The organism is Variovorax sp. PDC80 (genome assembly GCF_900115375.1).
Classification (GTDB): Bacteria; Pseudomonadota; Gammaproteobacteria; order Burkholderiales; family Burkholderiaceae_C; genus Variovorax.
In genome coordinates, this window is record NZ_FOWG01000002.1 from 363,886 (window position 1) to 379,140 (window position 15,255).

Annotated in this window: 17 protein-coding genes; 9 read left to right on the forward strand and 8 right to left on the reverse strand. The window is 69.9% G+C overall.

Going from position 1 to position 15,255, the window contains the following annotated elements; genetic code table 11:
• The first annotated feature begins 1 nt into the window (after position 1).
• Genes truB through BM109_RS07385 form a run of 3 tightly spaced genes read left to right on the forward strand, consistent with a single transcriptional unit; the run spans position 2 to position 3,736 of the window.
• On the forward strand, positions 2-958 hold the full coding sequence (gene truB / locus BM109_RS07375; protein WP_093341768.1) for a tRNA pseudouridine(55) synthase TruB: 957 nt from the start codon (positions 2-4) through the stop codon (positions 956-958).
• On the forward strand, positions 955-2,787 hold the full coding sequence (gene typA / locus BM109_RS07380; RefSeq protein WP_093341770.1) for a translational GTPase TypA: 1,833 nt from the start codon (positions 955-957) through the stop codon (positions 2,785-2,787). The genes truB and typA overlap by 4 nt, the downstream gene beginning before the upstream one ends.
• A 16-nt stretch (positions 2,788-2,803) precedes the next feature.
• A complete protein-coding gene (locus BM109_RS07385; protein ID WP_177239271.1) occupies positions 2,804-3,736 on the forward strand; it encodes a DMT family transporter in 933 nt (310 codons plus the stop codon).
• A gap of 21 nt (positions 3,737-3,757) precedes the next feature.
• On the opposite strand, the gene BM109_RS07390 is transcribed toward BM109_RS07385, so the two are convergent.
• The 7 genes from BM109_RS07390 to BM109_RS07420 form a co-directional block, all read right to left on the reverse strand.
• Positions 3,758-5,686, reverse strand: a complete 1,929-nt coding sequence (locus BM109_RS07390; protein WP_093341771.1) for a hypothetical protein — start codon at positions 5,684-5,686, stop codon at positions 3,758-3,760.
• A 115-nt stretch (positions 5,687-5,801) separates the two neighbouring features.
• Entirely contained in the window at positions 5,802-6,197 is a 396-nt protein-coding gene (locus BM109_RS07395; RefSeq protein WP_093341773.1) for a COG4315 family predicted lipoprotein, read from the reverse strand.
• Positions 6,198-6,276: 79 nt separating this feature from the next.
• On the reverse strand, positions 6,277-7,095 hold the full coding sequence (locus BM109_RS07400) for an anti-sigma factor family protein (RefSeq protein WP_093341774.1): 819 nt from the start codon (positions 7,093-7,095) through the stop codon (positions 6,277-6,279).
• 4 nt (positions 7,096-7,099) lie between these two features.
• Positions 7,100-7,651: a sigma-70 family RNA polymerase sigma factor gene (locus BM109_RS07405; RefSeq protein WP_093341775.1), complete on the reverse strand. Its 552-nt coding sequence runs from the start codon at positions 7,649-7,651 to the stop codon at positions 7,100-7,102.
• A 21-nt stretch (positions 7,652-7,672) separates the two neighbouring features.
• Positions 7,673-8,056: a COG4315 family predicted lipoprotein gene (locus BM109_RS07410; protein ID WP_093341776.1), complete on the reverse strand. Its 384-nt coding sequence runs from the start codon at positions 8,054-8,056 to the stop codon at positions 7,673-7,675.
• A 107-nt stretch (positions 8,057-8,163) separates the two neighbouring features.
• Positions 8,164-8,640, reverse strand: coding sequence for an SsrA-binding protein SmpB (gene smpB / locus BM109_RS07415; RefSeq protein WP_057591776.1), 477 nt, complete (start codon positions 8,638-8,640; stop codon positions 8,164-8,166).
• 85 nt (positions 8,641-8,725) lie between these two features.
• Positions 8,726-9,724 carry an AraC family transcriptional regulator gene (locus BM109_RS07420; protein ID WP_093341778.1) on the reverse strand — a complete coding sequence of 333 codons (999 nt, stop codon included), beginning with the start codon at positions 9,722-9,724 and terminating at the stop codon, positions 8,726-8,728.
• Between the two features lie 132 nt (positions 9,725-9,856).
• Here BM109_RS07420 and BM109_RS07425 point away from each other — a divergent pair, with 132 nt between their 5' ends.
• The 6 genes from BM109_RS07425 (at position 9,857) to BM109_RS07450 (ending at position 14,683) form a co-directional block, all read left to right on the forward strand.
• Entirely contained in the window at positions 9,857-10,645 is a 789-nt protein-coding gene (locus tag BM109_RS07425; protein WP_093341779.1) for an SDR family oxidoreductase, read from the forward strand.
• Between the two features lie 51 nt (positions 10,646-10,696).
• A complete protein-coding gene (locus tag BM109_RS07430; RefSeq protein WP_093341781.1) occupies positions 10,697-11,971 on the forward strand; it encodes a styrene monooxygenase/indole monooxygenase family protein in 1,275 nt (424 codons plus the stop codon).
• A 2-nt stretch (positions 11,972-11,973) separates the two neighbouring features.
• Positions 11,974-12,516 carry a flavin reductase family protein gene (locus BM109_RS07435; protein WP_057591703.1) on the forward strand — a complete coding sequence of 181 codons (543 nt, stop codon included), beginning with the start codon at positions 11,974-11,976 and terminating at the stop codon, positions 12,514-12,516.
• Between the two features lie 48 nt (positions 12,517-12,564).
• On the forward strand, positions 12,565-13,803 hold the full coding sequence (locus BM109_RS07440; RefSeq protein WP_093341782.1) for a dienelactone hydrolase family protein: 1,239 nt from the start codon (positions 12,565-12,567) through the stop codon (positions 13,801-13,803).
• 90 nt (positions 13,804-13,893) lie between these two features.
• Positions 13,894-14,340: a type II toxin-antitoxin system RatA family toxin gene (locus BM109_RS07445; protein WP_093341784.1), complete on the forward strand. Its 447-nt coding sequence runs from the start codon at positions 13,894-13,896 to the stop codon at positions 14,338-14,340.
• A 7-nt stretch (positions 14,341-14,347) separates the two neighbouring features.
• Complete coding sequence (locus tag BM109_RS07450) at positions 14,348-14,683, forward strand: RnfH family protein (RefSeq protein ID WP_093341785.1); 336 nt, start codon at positions 14,348-14,350, stop codon at positions 14,681-14,683.
• A gap of 15 nt (positions 14,684-14,698) precedes the next feature.
• Here BM109_RS07450 and BM109_RS07455 read toward each other — a convergent pair whose 3' ends face one another.
• A complete protein-coding gene (locus tag BM109_RS07455) occupies positions 14,699-15,208 on the reverse strand; it encodes a DUF4124 domain-containing protein (RefSeq protein ID WP_093341787.1) in 510 nt (169 codons plus the stop codon).
• Positions 15,209-15,255 lie beyond the last annotated feature (47 nt).

The window sequence follows — 15,255 nt, forward strand, 5'->3', positions numbered from 1 at the left end:
CATGAATGCGCCACGCACAAGGGTGCAGCGGCGCCCTGTGCATGGGGTGTTGCTGCTCGACAAACCGCTGGGACTGTCCAGCAACCAGGCCTTGCAGAAGGCCAAGTGGCTGCTGCGCGCCGAGAAGGCGGGCCATACCGGCACGCTCGATCCGCTGGCCACCGGCGTGCTGCCGCTGTGCTTCGGCGCGGCCACCAAGTTCAGCCAGCTGCACCTCGACGCCGACAAGACCTACGTCGCCACCGCGCGGCTGGGCATCCGCACCGCCACCGGCGATGCCGAGGGCGAGGTGATCGCCGAACGTCCGGTCCAGGTCACGGCCGAGGACCTGGCGCGCGCCGAGGCGCTCTACACCGGCCCGATCCGCCAGGTGCCGCCGATGCACAGCGCGCTCAAGAAGGACGGCAAGGCACTCTATGAATACGCGCGCGAGGGCATCGAGGTCGAGCGCGCGCCGCGCGACGTCGTCATCCATGCGCTGAAGATCGCGCAGACCGCGGCCGATGTCATCCGCATCGAGGCCTCGGTCAGCAAGGGCACCTACATCCGCACCCTGGGCGAGGACATCGGCGAGGCGCTGGGCTGCGGCGCCCACCTGAGCTCGCTGCGCCGCACCGCCACCGGCGGCTTCGTGGCGGCCCAGTGCATCACGCTCGAGGCCCTCGAGGCCATGGACGAGGACGAGCGGCTGGCGCGGTTGTTGCCTGCCGAATGCCTGGTCGAGGGCCACACGATCGTCACGCTGGGCAGCGAGGATGCAGGGCGCTTTCTGTCCGGCCTGCGTCGGCGCGGGCCGTGGGCCGATGCGGCCCGGGTCGCGGTGTTCGGCGAATCGCCCCCGGCCTTCCTCGGCACGGCCCACGTGGCCGCCCATGAACTGATCCCGGGGCGCTTGCTGAACCCCATCGAAATCCAGCAAATTCTTTTGAACGCACCACAGACCGAAGCGACACCATGACCAAGCAAATCCGCAATATCGCCATCATTGCCCACGTGGACCATGGCAAGACCACGATGGTCGACCAGCTGCTGCGCCAATCGGGCACCTTCGCCGAGCACGAGAAGGTCGTCGACACGGTGATGGACAACAACGCGATCGAAAAGGAACGTGGTATCACGATCCTGGCGAAGAACTGCGCCGTGACCTGGCAGGGCACGCACATCAACATCGTCGACACCCCCGGCCACGCGGACTTCGGCGGTGAAGTGGAACGCGCGCTGTCGATGGTCGACGGCGTGGTGCTGCTGATCGACGCGCAGGAAGGCCCGATGCCGCAGACGCGCTTCGTGACCAAGAAGGCACTGGCCCTGGGCCTCAAGCCGATCCTGGTGGTGAACAAGGTCGACAAGCCCGGTGCCAACCCCGACAAGGTGGTGAACGCCGCCTTCGACCTGTTCGACAAGCTCGGCGCGACCGACGAACAGCTCGACTTCCCCGTGGTCTACGCCTCGGGCATCAATGGCTGGTCCTCGCTCGAAGAGGGCGCGCCCGGCGAGCAGTGGGGTCCCGACATGTCGGCCCTGTTCGACACCATCCTGAAGCACGTGCCCTCGCAGAAGGGCGACCCGGCCGCGCCGCTGCAGCTGCAGATCTCGGCCCTCGACTTCTCGACCTTCGTCGGTCGCATCGGCGTGGGCCGCATCAGCCAGGGCACGCTGAAGCCGATGATGGACGTGCTGGTGATGGAAGGCCCGGACGGCCAGTCCGTCAAGGGCCGCATCAACCAGGTGCTGACCTTCCAGGGCCTGGACCGCGTGCAGGCCACCGAAGCCGGCCCGGGCGAGATCGTGCTGATCAACGGCATCGCCGACATCGGCATCGGCGTCACCGTGACCGACCCCGCGAGCCCGGCGCCGCTGCCGATGCTCAAGGTCGACGAGCCCACGCTGACCATGAACTTCTGCGTCAACACCAGCCCGCTGGCCGGCCGCGAAGGCAAGTACGTCACCAGCCGCCAGATCTGGGACCGCCTGCAGAAGGAACTGCAGCACAACGTGGCGCTGCGCGTGAACGAGACCGACGAAGAAGGCGTGTTCGAGGTCATGGGCCGCGGTGAACTGCACCTGACCATCCTGCTGGAGAACATGCGCCGCGAAGGCTACGAGATGGCCGTCTCGAAGCCGCGCGTGGTGTTCCGCAACGTCAACGGCGAGAAGCACGAGCCGATCGAGCTGGTGACGGCCGACATCGAGGAGCAGCACCAGGGCGGCGTGATGCAGGCCCTGGGCGAGCGCAAGGGCGAACTGGTCAACATGGAACCGGACGGCCGTGGCCGCGTGCGCCTCGAGTACCGCATCCCGGCGCGAGGCCTGATCGGCTTCACCAACGAATTCCTGAACCTGACGCGCGGTTCGGGCCTGATCAGCAACATCTTCGACAGCTACGAGCCGCACAAGGGCGAGATCGGCAGCCGCAAGAACGGCGTGCTGATCTCGATGGATGACGGTGAAATCTTCACCTACGCCCTCGGCAAGCTCGACGACCGCGGCCGCATGTTCGTGAAGGCGAACGATCCGGTGTACGAAGGCATGATCGTCGGCATCCACAGCCGCGACAACGACCTGGTGGTGAACGCCACCCGCACCAAGCAGCTCACGAACTTCCGCGTCTCGGGCAAGGAAGACGCGATCAAGATCACGCCGCCGATCGACCTCACGCTCGAATACGGCGTCGAGTTCATCGAGGACGACGAGCTGGTCGAGATCACGCCCAAGAGCGTGCGCCTGCGCAAGCGCTTCCTGAAGGAACACGAGCGCAAGCGCGCGAGCCGCGAATCGGCCGTCTGAGGACCGCCTCCGCGCCATGCCCCTGCACCTGACCCACGGCGGCGCCGTGGGGCTGATGGTGGCCGTGACCCTGATGTGGGGCACGGCGGGCATGGTCACGCGCCATCTCGAGGGCGCGCACAGTTTCGAGATCACCTTCTGGCGCGGCCTGTTCACCGTGCTGTCGCTGTGCGCGATCCTGCCGCTGTGGCGCGGGCCGAAGGTGTTCCGCGCGCTGCTGGCCGGCGGGCGCGAACTCTGGATCTCGGGCCTGTGCTGGGCCGTGATGTTCACGGCCTTCATGGTGGCGCTCACGCTGGCGTCCACCGCGAGCGTGCTGGTCACCATGTCGCTCGGGCCGCTGCTCACTGCGCTCGCGGCGCGGCTGTTCATCGGCCACAGGCTGCCGGCGCGCACCTGGCTCGCCATCGTGGTGGCGGGGCTGGGCATCGGATGGATGTACGGCGCGCAGCTGCTCGGTGGTACGGGCGGGGCGGGCGGTTCGCTGCTGGGCACGCTGGTCGCGCTGTGCGTGCCGCTGGCCGGCGCCGCCAACTGGACCGTGGTGCAGCATGCGCAGGCCAGGGGCCAGCGCATCGACCTCGTGCCCGCGGTGCTGGTCGGCGCCGTGCTGTGCACGCTCGCCACCTTGCCGCTGGCCATGCCGTTCCGCGCCAGCGCCCACGACCTCGGCCTGCTGGCTTTTCTCGGCCTGTTCCAGCTCGCGATTCCCTGCGTGCTGTCGGTGCTGTGCGCCAGCGTGCTGAAGGCACCCGAGGTGGCGTTGCTGGCCCTGCTCGAGGTGATCTTCGGCATCGCGCTGGCCTGGCTTGGCGCGAACGAGAAACCGGCTCCCAGCGTGCTGACCGGCGGCGCCATGGTGATCGGCGCGCTGCTGTTCAACGAGCTGCTGGCGCTGCGCGGGCGGCGCACGACGGTGGCCGACCAGGCCGTGCCGGGCGCGCACTGAGCGCGCCAATCGGCGCGCTGGTTATCGCGTCTTGGGCGGCGGCAGCTTCGGCATTACGAGCGTCGGCGGGGGTGGCGGCGGCTCGGGCAGTTCGAGCGGTCCCAGCGCGGCATCGCTCACGCCCTGTTTCGTGAGCCGCGCCTCGACCACCGCCATCGCGAAGCTGCGTTCGAAATCGCCGGCCACGCGCCAGATGCCGGTGTCGTCGGGCGCCAGCGTGATCTCGGCGCGCAGCGGCAGCGACGCGGCATTGCTGGCTTGCACGCCGCCGAGCGCGCCGAGCCGGCGGTCGTCGTAGACCATCACCACCGGGCAGACCTGCTGCTGCCCGTCCCCGGCTTGGCAGGCGCCGGCGGGTTCGATCTCGGTCAGCGTGAGCCTGGGGTCCGGATCGATCGCCATGAGCGGCGCTTCGCGCAGCGCGCGCAGGCGTTCCTGCAGGTTCTTGGGCGCCCGCATGCGCGCTTCCAGGTTGTCCACGCCTTCGCGCAGCGCGTCCGCGAGCGCCAGCCGGCCGACCGGCTCGGCGTTGTGCTGCGGGCGGCCTTCGGCATCGAGCGCGCCGAAGCGCGCCTCGACGATCGCCGCCTCGGCGCCGCGCACCACCGTGTCGCCGCTCGAGCCGCCGCTGTCGGACCCGATGGTGAAACCGATGGTCTCGGTCTTCCCGTCGCGCGACAGGGTGGCCAGGCAGCCGCGCACCTTGTCGGCCTTGAGGAAGCCGATCTCGTGCAGCGCGCTCACGCGAGCCTCGACGCCGGGCTCGGAACGCAACCGCTCGTCGTTGCTGGTGCTCGATACCAGGCCGTCGAGTTCGCGCCGCGCCAGGTCGCTGTTGCAGGCCGGCAGGGCGTTCAGCTTCCACAGGTACGCGCCCGCCGCGCCGATCATCGCGATCACCGCGAGCACGCCGAGCCAGCGCGGGGGCCGCAGCCCCGTCGAGCGCCTGCGCGCCATGACCTTCGAGCTCGCGTTCTCGGCCGCGATGCGTTCGCGCGCCTGCGCGATGATCTGCCGCCGTTCGTCCGCGCCGACGAAGGCCGGCTCGGCCTCCACGCGCGCGGCGATGGCCTCGAAGCGCTCTTCCTCGAGCCAGCCATCGGTCACGAGCCAGGCGAGGGCGGTGGCCGGGTCGGCTCGCTGGTCGGACACCAGCGGCACCCACGGCAGCGCCTCCTCGAGGTCTTCGGCGTCGAGCAGGCCGTCGTCGCGCAGTGCCTGCACCACCGCATGCGAGAGACCGAGCGCGCCGGCCTCGAGCAGCTCGTCGGATTCGTCGAGCGTGTCTTCCGCGTCCTCGGCCATCGAATCGCCGTGGGTCGCGACGATGCGCTCGATCAGCGCATCCTGGTCCTCGTTCTCGGCCGGCAGCAGCCCGCGCAGCCGCATCCAGGCATAGGCATGGGCCGGCGTGGGTGGCTTGGGCAGGCTCGCGTATTCGGGATGGGCGCGCGCGGCGGCGAGCCGGGGCGCGTCGACCAGGCCCTGGAGGACCAGCGCCTCGAAGGGCTCGGGGTCGAGCCAGGCGTGCGCGGCCTCGGGGTCGGGAGCGGCGCCGCTGACCGGCACGCGCTCCAGTGCCTCGTCGCGCGCCTCGGCGTCGAGGCGGCCGTCCGCGTGCAGCTCGAGCACGGCCTCGCGCACGATGCCGCGCTCGCCGAGCCGGTGCAGCGCCTCGGCCTGCTCGGCGACCTCCACGGCCTCGTCGCGCGTGCCGCGGTCGAGCTCGTTGCGCTCGACGCGCCGGTCGAGCTGGATGCGCAGCACGTGCGAGGCCACGGGGTCGATCAGCCCCTGCTGCTGCATCCAGTCCAGCGCATGGGCCGGGCTCGGCAACGGCGCCAGCGTGGGGAAGCCGGGGTGGGCCAGCACGGCATCGTGCTGTTCGTCGGTGATCAGCCCCAGGGGGAGCAGGGCGGCGAAAGCGTCGAGGTTGGCATTCGAAGGCATCGGGCCATTCTGCCGTCTGCGCGCGCCGGGCCCGGAAACGAAAAAGGCGGCCGTTGCGGGCCGCCTTCGTGGCGTGGATCACCCGGGCGCGAGCCCCGGGGTGACGAGCGCGGTCTCAGGGACGCGCGAGCTTCCAGGCGCCGTTGGCGAAGCCGTCGCCGGTCTTGTCGCCCGGCTTGGCGTCCTTGGCCCAGTAGTACAGCGGCCAGCCCTTGTAGGCCCATTGGCGCTTGCCGTCCTCGCGGATGATGATGGTGTAGCCACCCATCGGCCGGGCGGTCTCGGCCACGCCCAGCGGCGGCCAGTTGGTCGCGCACTGGCCGTTGCAGGCCGAGGTGCCCGAACCGGCGGCATCCTTGGTGAAGGTGTAGAGCGTCATGCCGTTCGGGCCGACGAGCACGCCGTCGGCGGTGCGCGTCGGGGTGTCGGGCGCGCTGGCGCTCTGGTTGGACATGCTGCCGCAGCCGGCGAGCAGGGCGGCCGCGAGGATCGAGGCGCTGAGCAATTTCATGCAGTTTCTCCTTCGTTGAGTGATCGCGAACATGGAAATGAGGGAATGCATGCGCGAACCGGCCGAGTGTATGCCGCGCTCAAGACAGATCCCGGTAGGCCAGCGTCGCCAGTTTCATCAGGGTCTCGCGCGGCAGCCGGCCGGCCACCGCGTAGCCGAAACCCTGGTCGACCCAGTAGAAGCTGGGCACGGCGCCCTCGGTGGCGAAGCGGAAGGCGGTCTCGGGCGCGGGGGCCGGTTTGGCGCCCGCGGTCTTGGGATCGAGCTGGCCGACATAGAGCGTGACGCGCTCGCCGGCCGCATCCTCGAACATGAACTGGGCCCGGGCGCCGTTCTCGCCGGGCAGCAGCCGGCCGCCGACCAGCGTGTAGCCCAGGGTCGAGAAGTCCGGCACCTTGAGCGGCCGGTCGAGCCGCCGCGACAGCCACTGCACCAGGTGCTGCTGCTCGGCCGCGGCCACCTCGACCGGATGGCGCTTCTCGGGCGTGTAGACCTGGTGCGCGAGCGAGGCCGCATGGACGAATTCGCGCACCGCCGGCGCGCGCGCCAGCGCGGTGCCCGGGCGCTGGGTGGCGCTCCATTGGGCATTGCCGAGCCAGCCGGCGCCGAAGGCGATCAACAGGCCGGCCGCGATGCCGCCCCAGCGCCACCAGCCGTCGCGCGGCGCGGCCTCGCGTTCGAGCACGGCCGACAGGTGGGCCGGCGCGGGTTCATGGAGCAATTCGGCATGCAGTTGCCGCAGCGTGTCGCGCTGCGCCTGCCAGAGCGAAACCCGGGCTGCGAGGGCCGGATCGTCGGCCAGCGCGGCCTCGACGGCGGCGCGGCGCTCGGGCGCGAGCTGGCCGTCGACCCAGGCGTGCAGGTCGTCGTCGGAAGGGGGCGGGGCGGGGCGGTTCATGGCGTTACTTGAGGCGGCGCAGGCCGGGGCGCGGGGCCGCACTGCCCGCCAGTGTGCCCGCCGACGTGCCGGCTACGGCCGCGCCGTCGAGCAGTTCCTGCAGCCGCACGCGGGCGCGCGACAGCCGCGACATTACGGTGCCCAGCGGAATGCCGAGCACCTTCGCGACCTCGGCATAGGACAGGTCTTCGAGCGTCACCAGCAGCAGCACGGCGCGTTGCTCTTCCGGCAGCTGCAGCAGGCAGCGTTGCAGGTCGAGCCGCACGCCGTGGTCGCGGCCGGGATCGACGCCGCCCTGCTGTTCGGGCGGCAGTTCGTCGAGCGACACGGCCGCATGCGGCGGCGGTGCGCGGCGTACCTGGCTCGCGAAGAGGTTGTGCATGATCGCGAACAGCCAGGCGCGCAGGTCGCTGCCCGCCACCCACAGCCGCCACTTGCTGCAGGCACGCTCGAGCGTGTCCTGCACCAGGTCGTCGGCGGCCCAGGCATTGCCGGTCAGCGCGCGCGCATAACGGCGCAGGCCGGGAATGTGCGGGGCGAGCTGGCGGGCGTCCATGGAAGGCGGGAAGGCCCGGGCTCAGGGCTTGGCGGTCTTCCAGCTGCCGTTGACGCCGTCGCCGGTCTTGTCGCCGGGCTTCGTGTCCTTGATCCAGTAGTACAGCGGCCAGCCCTTGGCGGCCCACTGCTTCTTGCCGTCGTCGCGCGTCACGATGCTGAAGTCGCCCGCGGCCTTGTCGCCATCGGCCGCCATGTATGGCGGCCAGTTGGTGGCGCACTGGCCGTTGCAGACCGACTTGCCGTTGCCGGCCGTGTCCTTGTCGAAGGTGTAGAGGGTCATGCCGTTGGGGCCGACCAGGGCGCCATCGGCGGCCTTGGGTTGGGCCGCGGCGGGCAGCGAGAGGAAACCGGCGGCCAGCAGCGTGGCGGCGAGGAAGGGAAGGCGGCGCGAGGTCAGCGGCATGGAAGAGCTCCTGGTTGTGGCGCCGGACGATCCGGCGACACCTGCATGAACGCCCGCGGCGCCGCGTTTATTCCATGGCCGCGCAAAAAAAGCGCGAACGCCGCGGCTCAGCGGCTGCGGCTCTTCATCGCGCGCTCGACTTCGCGCTTGCCTTCGCGGTCCTTGATGGTGTCGCGCTTGTCGTGCTCGGCCTTGCCCTTGGCCAGCGCGATCTCGCACTTCACCTTGCCGGCCTTCCAGTGCAGGTTCAGCGGCACCAGGGTGTAGCCCTTCTGCTCGACCTTGCCGGTCAGGCGGCGGATCTCCTCCTTGTGCAGCAACAGCTTCTTGGTGCGCACCGAGTCGGGCGTCACGTGGGTCGAGGCGCTCTTGAGCGGGTTGATCTGGCAGCCCAGCACGAACATCTCGCCGTCGCGGATCACCACGTAGCCGTCGGTGAGCTGCACCTTGCCTTCGCGCAGCGCCTTCACTTCCCAGCCTTCCAGCACCATGCCGGCCTCGAAGCGTTCCTCGAAGAAATAGTTGTACGCGGCCTTCTTGTTGTCGGCGATGCGGGAGGAGGTGTCTTGTTTCTTGGTGGCCATCGTTGTCATTTGGGGGCGCATGGCGCCCGGACAACCGCCCGGCATGCACAGGGCGTGGATTCTATGAAAGTGGCAGCAGGTGCCTTCAGCGCTGCCGCTGCAGCGTGCGATGGGGCGATTCGCCGAAGCGGCGCGCGTAGTCCTGCGCGAAGCGCCCGAGGTGGGCAAAGCCGAACTGCAGCGCGACCGAGGTCACGGTGGTGTCGGCGCCCGGCTCGCTCAGGCGCTCGTGCACCGCGAGCAGCCGCCGCTCGCGCAGGTAGGCCATCGGCGTCTGGCCCGCATGCTGGCGGAACGCCACCTGCAGGCTGCGCACGCACAGTCCGCTGGCCGAGGCGATCTCGTCGACCGTGAGCGCATCGGGCAGGTGGGCCTCGATGTACTCGCGGGCACGGCGCAGCGCGCGCGGCGAGACGTCGCCGCGCTCGGCGCCCAGGCGCGCGCTCTGGTTGTGCGGCAACTGGCCCAGCAGGGTGTGGATCAGGCCCGATTCGGCCTGGGCCAGGAAGGGCGTGGTCAGCGGCGTGCGGCCGCACGAGAGCTCCTGCGCGAGGAACTCGACCAGGTGCTTCACGCTCGCGCCCGCGCCCTCGTCGAGCGCGATCTCGGGCTCGAACTCGAGCGGCCGCGCACCGGCCGGCTCGCCGCAGAGCGACTCCCAGTGGCGCTGCACCACCGCCTTGCCGATCTTCACGATCAGGTGCGGCGTGTCGTCGCCCCAGCGCATGCGCAGCGGCTGGCTCGGCGAGGCCAGCGAGGCCCGGTGCGCGTCGGAGGTGAAGGAGCGGCCGGCCCATTCGATGCGGGCGTTGCCCCTGAGCGGGATCTGCAGCAGATAGAAGTCGCCGAGGCAGCCGGGATCGATCTCGACCTCGGCGCCGTACTGCACGTAGTTCAGCGAGATGTCGCCCAGCGGCGCGACGTGGTGGCGCGCGTCGAAGCGCGAACTGCCGTGCCCGAGGTGCAGCCGGTGCGGACAGAAGATGCGCGCCACCTCGTCGCGCGCCTCGTCGAGGTCGGGCGTGGCGATGACGGCATAGCGCGACAGGGGAAGCGAGGCCGATGCAGCGACAGCGTGTTCCATGCGGGGCGGCGTGGGGGCAGCGAATAAATGCGTTTTGCGGACAGCGGCTGCGCAATCCGGATTGGGGTCTGAATCCTTCAAATCTAAAGTAACTGCAAGCAATTGACAACGGGACCAACCAGGAGAAAAGGCATGAGCGACAAGGACTTGCAGGACAGGACGGTGCTCGTCACCGGTGGCGCGACCCTCATCGGTGCGGGCGTGGCCCGCTGCCTGCGCGATGCCGGTGCACGCGTGGTGCTGGCCGACATCGACGTGGCGCGCGGCGAGGCGGTGGCGCGCGAGATCGGTGCGAAATTCATCGCCACCGACATCACCGACGACGCCGCCGTGCAGGCCTGCGTCGAGCAGGCGGCCGATGCCGAGGGCCGCATCCACGCGCTCGTGAACCTGGCCTGCAGCTACCTCGACAACGGCCTGGCCTCGCCGCGCGGCGAATGGCAGACCGCGCTCGACGTCAACGTGGTCTCGGCCGTGATGATGGCGCGCGCCACGCTGCCCTTCATGCAGACCGCGGGCGGCGGCGCCATCGTCAACTTCACCTCGATCTCCTCGGGCGTGGCCCAGACCGGCCGCTGGCTCTATCCGGTGAGCAAGGCCGCGCTGGTGCAGCTCACGCGCAACATGGCGCTGGACCTGGCGGCGATGAACGTGCGCGTCAATTCCGTCTCGCCGGGCTGGACCTGGTCGGCCGTGATGGACCAGCTCACCGGCGGCAACCGCGCCAAGACCGACGCGGTGGCCCGGCCCTTCCACATGCTCGGCCGCGTGGGCGACCCGGTCGAGGTCGGCCACGTGGTGGCCTTCCTGTGCTCGCACAAGGCCTCGTTCGTCACCGGCGCCGACTGGGCCGTGGACGGCGGCTATTCGGCCCTGGGCCCGGAGCAGGGCGAGCCGGCCATTCCCAAGCTCGCGGCCTGAAGGCGGCCGGCGCATCCCTTTCATCACCCCACCCACGAACGAGGCATACCCATGAGCAACATCGCATCGCAGGGCGCCAAGCCGCGCCGTTTCATGATCGTCGGCGCGGGCCAGTCGGGCCTGCAACTGGCGCTGGGCCTCCAGCGCGAGGGCCACGAGGTGACCGTGGTCTCGAACCGCAGCGCCGAGGACATCCGCACCGGCCGCGTGATGTCGAGCCAGTGCATGTTCGACGCCAGCTTGCAGATCGAGCGCGACCTCGGCATCGACCAGTGGGCCGACAGCTGCCCGCCGGTCGAGGGCATCGGTTTCGCCGTGCCGCATCCAGAGAAGCCCGGCGAGAAGCTGCTCGGCTGGTCGCACCGCCTCGACGCGCCCGCGCGCTCGGTCGACCAGCGCGTGAAGGTGCCGGCCTGGATGAAGACCTTCGAGGAACGCGGCGGACAGATCCTGTTCCAGGACGCGGGCATCGAGGACCTCGAGCGCTGGACCCAGTCGCACGACCTCGTGATCGTGGCCGCCGGCAAGGGCGAGATCGCGCAGATGTTCGAGCGCGACGCGCAGCGCTCGCCCTACGACAAGCCGCAGCGCGCACTGGCCCTGACCTATGTGCACGGCATGACGCCGCGCCCCGAGTACTCGGCCGTCAACTTCAACCTGATCCCCGGCGTCGGCGAGTACTTCGTGTTCCCCGCGCTGACCGTGACCGGGCCGTGCGAGATCATGGTCTTCGAGGGCGTGCCCGGCGGCCCGATGGACTGCTGGGCCGACGTGAAGACGCCCGCGCAGCACCTCGAGCGTTCGCTGTCGATCCTCGACACCTTCACGCCCTGGGAGGCCGAACGTTGCCGCGACGTGCGCCTGACCGACGACAACGGCATCCTGGCCGGGCGCTTCGCGCCCACGGTGCGCAAGCCGGTCGGGCGGCTGCCCTCGGGCCGCGCCGTGCTCGGCATGGGCGACGTGGTGTGCCTCAACGATCCGATCACCGGCCAGGGTTCGAACAACGCCGCCAAGTGCGCCGATGCCTACCTGTGCGCCATCCTCGCGCAGGGCGAGGGCGCCTTCGACGCGGACTTCATGCAGTCGGCCTTCGACGGCTACTGGCGCTATGCGCGCCACGTCGTCGAGTGGACCAACGCGATGCTGCAGCCGCCGCCCCCGCACGTGCTCGAGGTGCTGGGCGCGGCCCAGGGCAACGCGGCCGTGGCACGGCGCTTCGTCAACGGCTTCAACGATCCGCGCGACTACGCCGAGTTCTTCATGACGCCCGACGCGAGCAGCGCCTACCTGCGCTCGCTGGCGCCGCAACCGGAGGCGGCCTGACCATGCGCGGCGAGTTCCGGGCCATCGAGTCGCTGCGCTGCGAACCCAACGTGGGCGCCGGCGACTTCCGGCGCGCCATGCGCTGCCTGGTCGGCGCCGTGACCGTGGTCACGAGCACCGACGGGCAGACGCCCGTGGGACTCACGGCCACGGCCGTGACCTCGTTCTCGGCCGAGCCCGCGCGCATCCTGGCCTGCGTCAACCTGCAGGGCAGCAGCTTCCGCACCATCGCGCAAAGCCGCCGCATGGCGGTCAACCTGCTCGCGCTCGACCAGTCGGCGCTGGCGCTGGCCTTCTCGCGCCAGGGCGAGGCCGGCGAGCGCTTCGATCCCGCGCACTGGGAGACGCTGGTGACCGGCGCGCCCGTGCTGCGCGGCGCGCTTGCGGTGTTCGACTGCGTGGTCGACGAGATGATGGTGGCGCACAGCCACGCGATGCTGATCGGCGAGGTCAAGGCCGCGCGCATCACCGATGCGCAGGGGCTGCCGCTGCTCTATGCCTGCGGCCAGTTCACCACCCTGCGCGACGAGTGCGTGCCGGCCTGAGCCGGCCGTACACCCCACGACTCAGAGATTCGGAACAAGGAGAAAGACATGACAGCTCAGAAGGGCCGCTGGCTGCAGGTGCCGGCCATCGATGGCAGCGGTAGCTTCCGCGCCTACCTCGCCACCCCGGCCTCGGGCAAGGGCCCCGGCATCGTGCTGGCGCAGGAGATCTTCGGGGTCAACGCCACCATGCGGCAGGTGGCCGACTACTACGCGGAGGAAGGCTACGTGGTGCTCGCGCCCGACCTGTTCTGGCGCCAGCAGCCCGAGGTCGAGCTCGGCTATGCGCCCGACGACTGGCAGAAGGCCTTCGCGCTCTACAAGGGCTTCGACGAGGACAAGGGCACCGAGGACGTGGCCGCTTCGCTGGCGCTGCTGCGCTCGCTGCCCGAGCAGCAGGGCAAGGCCGGCGTGCTGGGCTTCTGCATGGGCGGCAAGCTCGCCTACCTCGCGGCCTGCCGCACCGACGCCGACGTCTGCGTGGGCTACTACGGCGTGGGCATCGAGCAGCGGCTCGAGGAGGCCGAGCGCATCCAGGGCCGGCTGGTGCTGCACATCCCCGAGCTCGACGGCTTCTGCCCGCCCGAGGCGCGCTCGCGCATCGTCGAGACGCTCGGCGCGCGGCCTGGGTGCGAGCTCTACGTCTATCCGGGCGTCGACCATGCCTTCGCGCGCCTGGGCGGCGACCACTACCACAAGCCCTCGGCGCTGATGGCGCACGAGCGCAGCGTGGCCGCGTTCCGGCGCGAGATGGGGCCGCACTACGACTTCTCGGCGCTGTGGGACAAGCACTGCGAATACGAGTTCGGCACGCGCAACGTGGCCGACACCATGGCCACCATGGTGGCCGAGCCCTACGTCAACCACATCCCGACCATGACCGGCGGCGTGGGGCACGCGATGTTGAGCCGCTTCTACCAGCACCATTTCGTGAACAGCAATCCGCCCGACACGCGGCTGGTGCCGATCTCGCGCACCGTGGGCGCGACGCAGATCGTCGACGAGATGCTGTTCTGCTTCACCCATACCTGCGAGATCGACTGGCTGCTGCCCGGCGTGGCGCCCACGGGCAGGCCGGTGGAGATTCCGCTGGTGGCGATCGTGAAGTTCCGCGGCGACAAGCTCTACCACGAACACATCTACTGGGACCAGGCCAGCGTGCTGGTGCAGGTGGGGCTGCTCGATCCGAAGGGCCTGCCGGTGGCTGGCGTCGAAACCGCGCGCAAGCTGCTCGACGAGACGCAGCCCTCGAACACGCTGATGGCGGCCTGGTCGCGTTCGGGCTGAGAGGGCTGGACTAGAGAGCGGGCTCCCGTCCCGCGAGAGTAGGGAGCCACGGAGGCTCCCTACAATGAATCGGTCTCTCGATCCGATTCAATGAAAACAGTCAACAAGTCCGTTCTCATCTGGTACAGCGCCGAAGAGATGTACGCGCTGGTCACCGATGTGGCGAAGTACCCCCAGTTCCTGCCCTGGTGCGACAAGGCGCGCGTCATCGAGCAGGACGAGGCCGGCATGACCGCCGAGGTCGGCCTGGCCTTCGCGGGCCTGCACCAGAGCTTCACCACGCGCAACACCCACGTGCCCGGCCGCGAGGTGCAGCTCAAGCTGGTCGACGGGCCGTTCTCCAACCTCGACGGCCACTGGAAATTCGTGCCGGTGGGCGAGGGCGGCGAACGCGCCTGCCGCGTCGAGCTGCACCTGAGCTACGGCTTCAGCAACTTCGCGCTGCAGGCCCTCGTGGGCCCGGTGTTCGACACCATCGCCTCGAGCCTGGTCGAGGCCTTCGTCAAGCGCGCCGAGCAGGTCTACGGCGCGCCCTGAAACACCGATGATCGAGGTGACCCTGAGCTGCTCGCCGGCACCGCGCGAGGTGTTCGAGGAGCCGCTGCGCCTGCCCACCGGCGCCACCGTGAACGATGCGATCCGCGCCAGCACGCTGGCTCAGCGCTTTCCCGCGCTCGATTGGCGCGAGACGATGACGCCCGGCATCTGGGGCCGCAGCGCCGATTGGGACGATGCACTCGAAGACGGCGATCGCGTCGAGCTGTGCCGCGCGCTCGAGGTCGATCCGAAGGTGGCGCGGCGCGAGCGCTTCCAGCAGCAGGGCGCGCGCGGCACCGGGCTGTTCGCGAACCGGCGCAAGGGCGGCAAGGCGGGGTACTGAGCCGCTTGGCGCGGCTTACTTGCAGTCGCTGTCGATCACCGACTGCAGCCGGCGCTGCTCGGCCACGCGCTGGTTGTCGTCGAGGATCTCGCGCTCGCCCTTGGCGTTGACGCGCGCGATGCGCATGCCGCTGTCCATGGTGGCCTTGCTCTCGCGGGCGCGGCTGCAGTTCTCGGCCTTGGCCTTGGCGAGCTTCGCGGCCTCGGCCGCCTGCTTGGCCTTCTCGTCGGCCTCGGCCTTCTTTGTCTTTTCCTCGAGGTCCTTGTCGACCGTCGGTGTCTTCGGCGTGGCCGGGGCTTCGGCCGGCTTGTCGGTGGTGGCCGTGCCCTCGGGCGCCGCCACGCCCGAGCCGGTGCGCGCCGGCGGGCCGGCGCGACGCACGATGTTCTTCTCGGGAATGTCGGTCGGCGGCGGCTGGTCGCTGAAGACCTTCTTGCCGTTCTTGTCGATCCATTGCCATTGGGCGTCCGCGGCCAGGGGCAGCAGGCAGATCGATCCGAGCAGGAGGCTGAGCAGGAACTTCATGGGGCGCAAGTCTAGCGATGCCTTACGTTTTGCAACAGGCAGTGATT

Coding starts and splice junctions, on each gene's coding strand:
- truB (WP_093341768.1), top strand. CDS start 2: ATGAATGCGCCACGCACAAGGGTGCAGCGGCGCCCTGTGCATGGGGTG.
- typA (WP_093341770.1), top strand. CDS start 955: ATGACCAAGCAAATCCGCAATATCGCCATCATTGCCCACGTGGACCAT.
- BM109_RS07385 (WP_177239271.1), top strand. CDS start 2,804: ATGCCCCTGCACCTGACCCACGGCGGCGCCGTGGGGCTGATGGTGGCC.
- BM109_RS07390 (WP_093341771.1), bottom strand. CDS start 5,686: ATGCCTTCGAATGCCAACCTCGACGCTTTCGCCGCCCTGCTCCCCCTG.
- BM109_RS07395 (WP_093341773.1), bottom strand. CDS start 6,197: ATGAAATTGCTCAGCGCCTCGATCCTCGCGGCCGCCCTGCTCGCCGGC.
- BM109_RS07400 (WP_093341774.1), bottom strand. CDS start 7,095: ATGAACCGCCCCGCCCCGCCCCCTTCCGACGACGACCTGCACGCCTGG.
- BM109_RS07405 (WP_093341775.1), bottom strand. CDS start 7,651: ATGGACGCCCGCCAGCTCGCCCCGCACATTCCCGGCCTGCGCCGTTAT.
- BM109_RS07410 (WP_093341776.1), bottom strand. CDS start 8,056: ATGCCGCTGACCTCGCGCCGCCTTCCCTTCCTCGCCGCCACGCTGCTG.
- smpB (WP_057591776.1), bottom strand. CDS start 8,640: ATGGCCACCAAGAAACAAGACACCTCCTCCCGCATCGCCGACAACAAG.
- BM109_RS07420 (WP_093341778.1), bottom strand. CDS start 9,724: ATGGAACACGCTGTCGCTGCATCGGCCTCGCTTCCCCTGTCGCGCTAT.
- BM109_RS07425 (WP_093341779.1), top strand. CDS start 9,857: ATGAGCGACAAGGACTTGCAGGACAGGACGGTGCTCGTCACCGGTGGC.
- BM109_RS07430 (WP_093341781.1), top strand. CDS start 10,697: ATGAGCAACATCGCATCGCAGGGCGCCAAGCCGCGCCGTTTCATGATC.
- BM109_RS07435 (WP_057591703.1), top strand. CDS start 11,974: ATGCGCGGCGAGTTCCGGGCCATCGAGTCGCTGCGCTGCGAACCCAAC.
- BM109_RS07440 (WP_093341782.1), top strand. CDS start 12,565: ATGACAGCTCAGAAGGGCCGCTGGCTGCAGGTGCCGGCCATCGATGGC.
- BM109_RS07445 (WP_093341784.1), top strand. CDS start 13,894: ATGAAAACAGTCAACAAGTCCGTTCTCATCTGGTACAGCGCCGAAGAG.
- BM109_RS07450 (WP_093341785.1), top strand. CDS start 14,348: ATGATCGAGGTGACCCTGAGCTGCTCGCCGGCACCGCGCGAGGTGTTC.
- BM109_RS07455 (WP_093341787.1), bottom strand. CDS start 15,208: ATGAAGTTCCTGCTCAGCCTCCTGCTCGGATCGATCTGCCTGCTGCCC.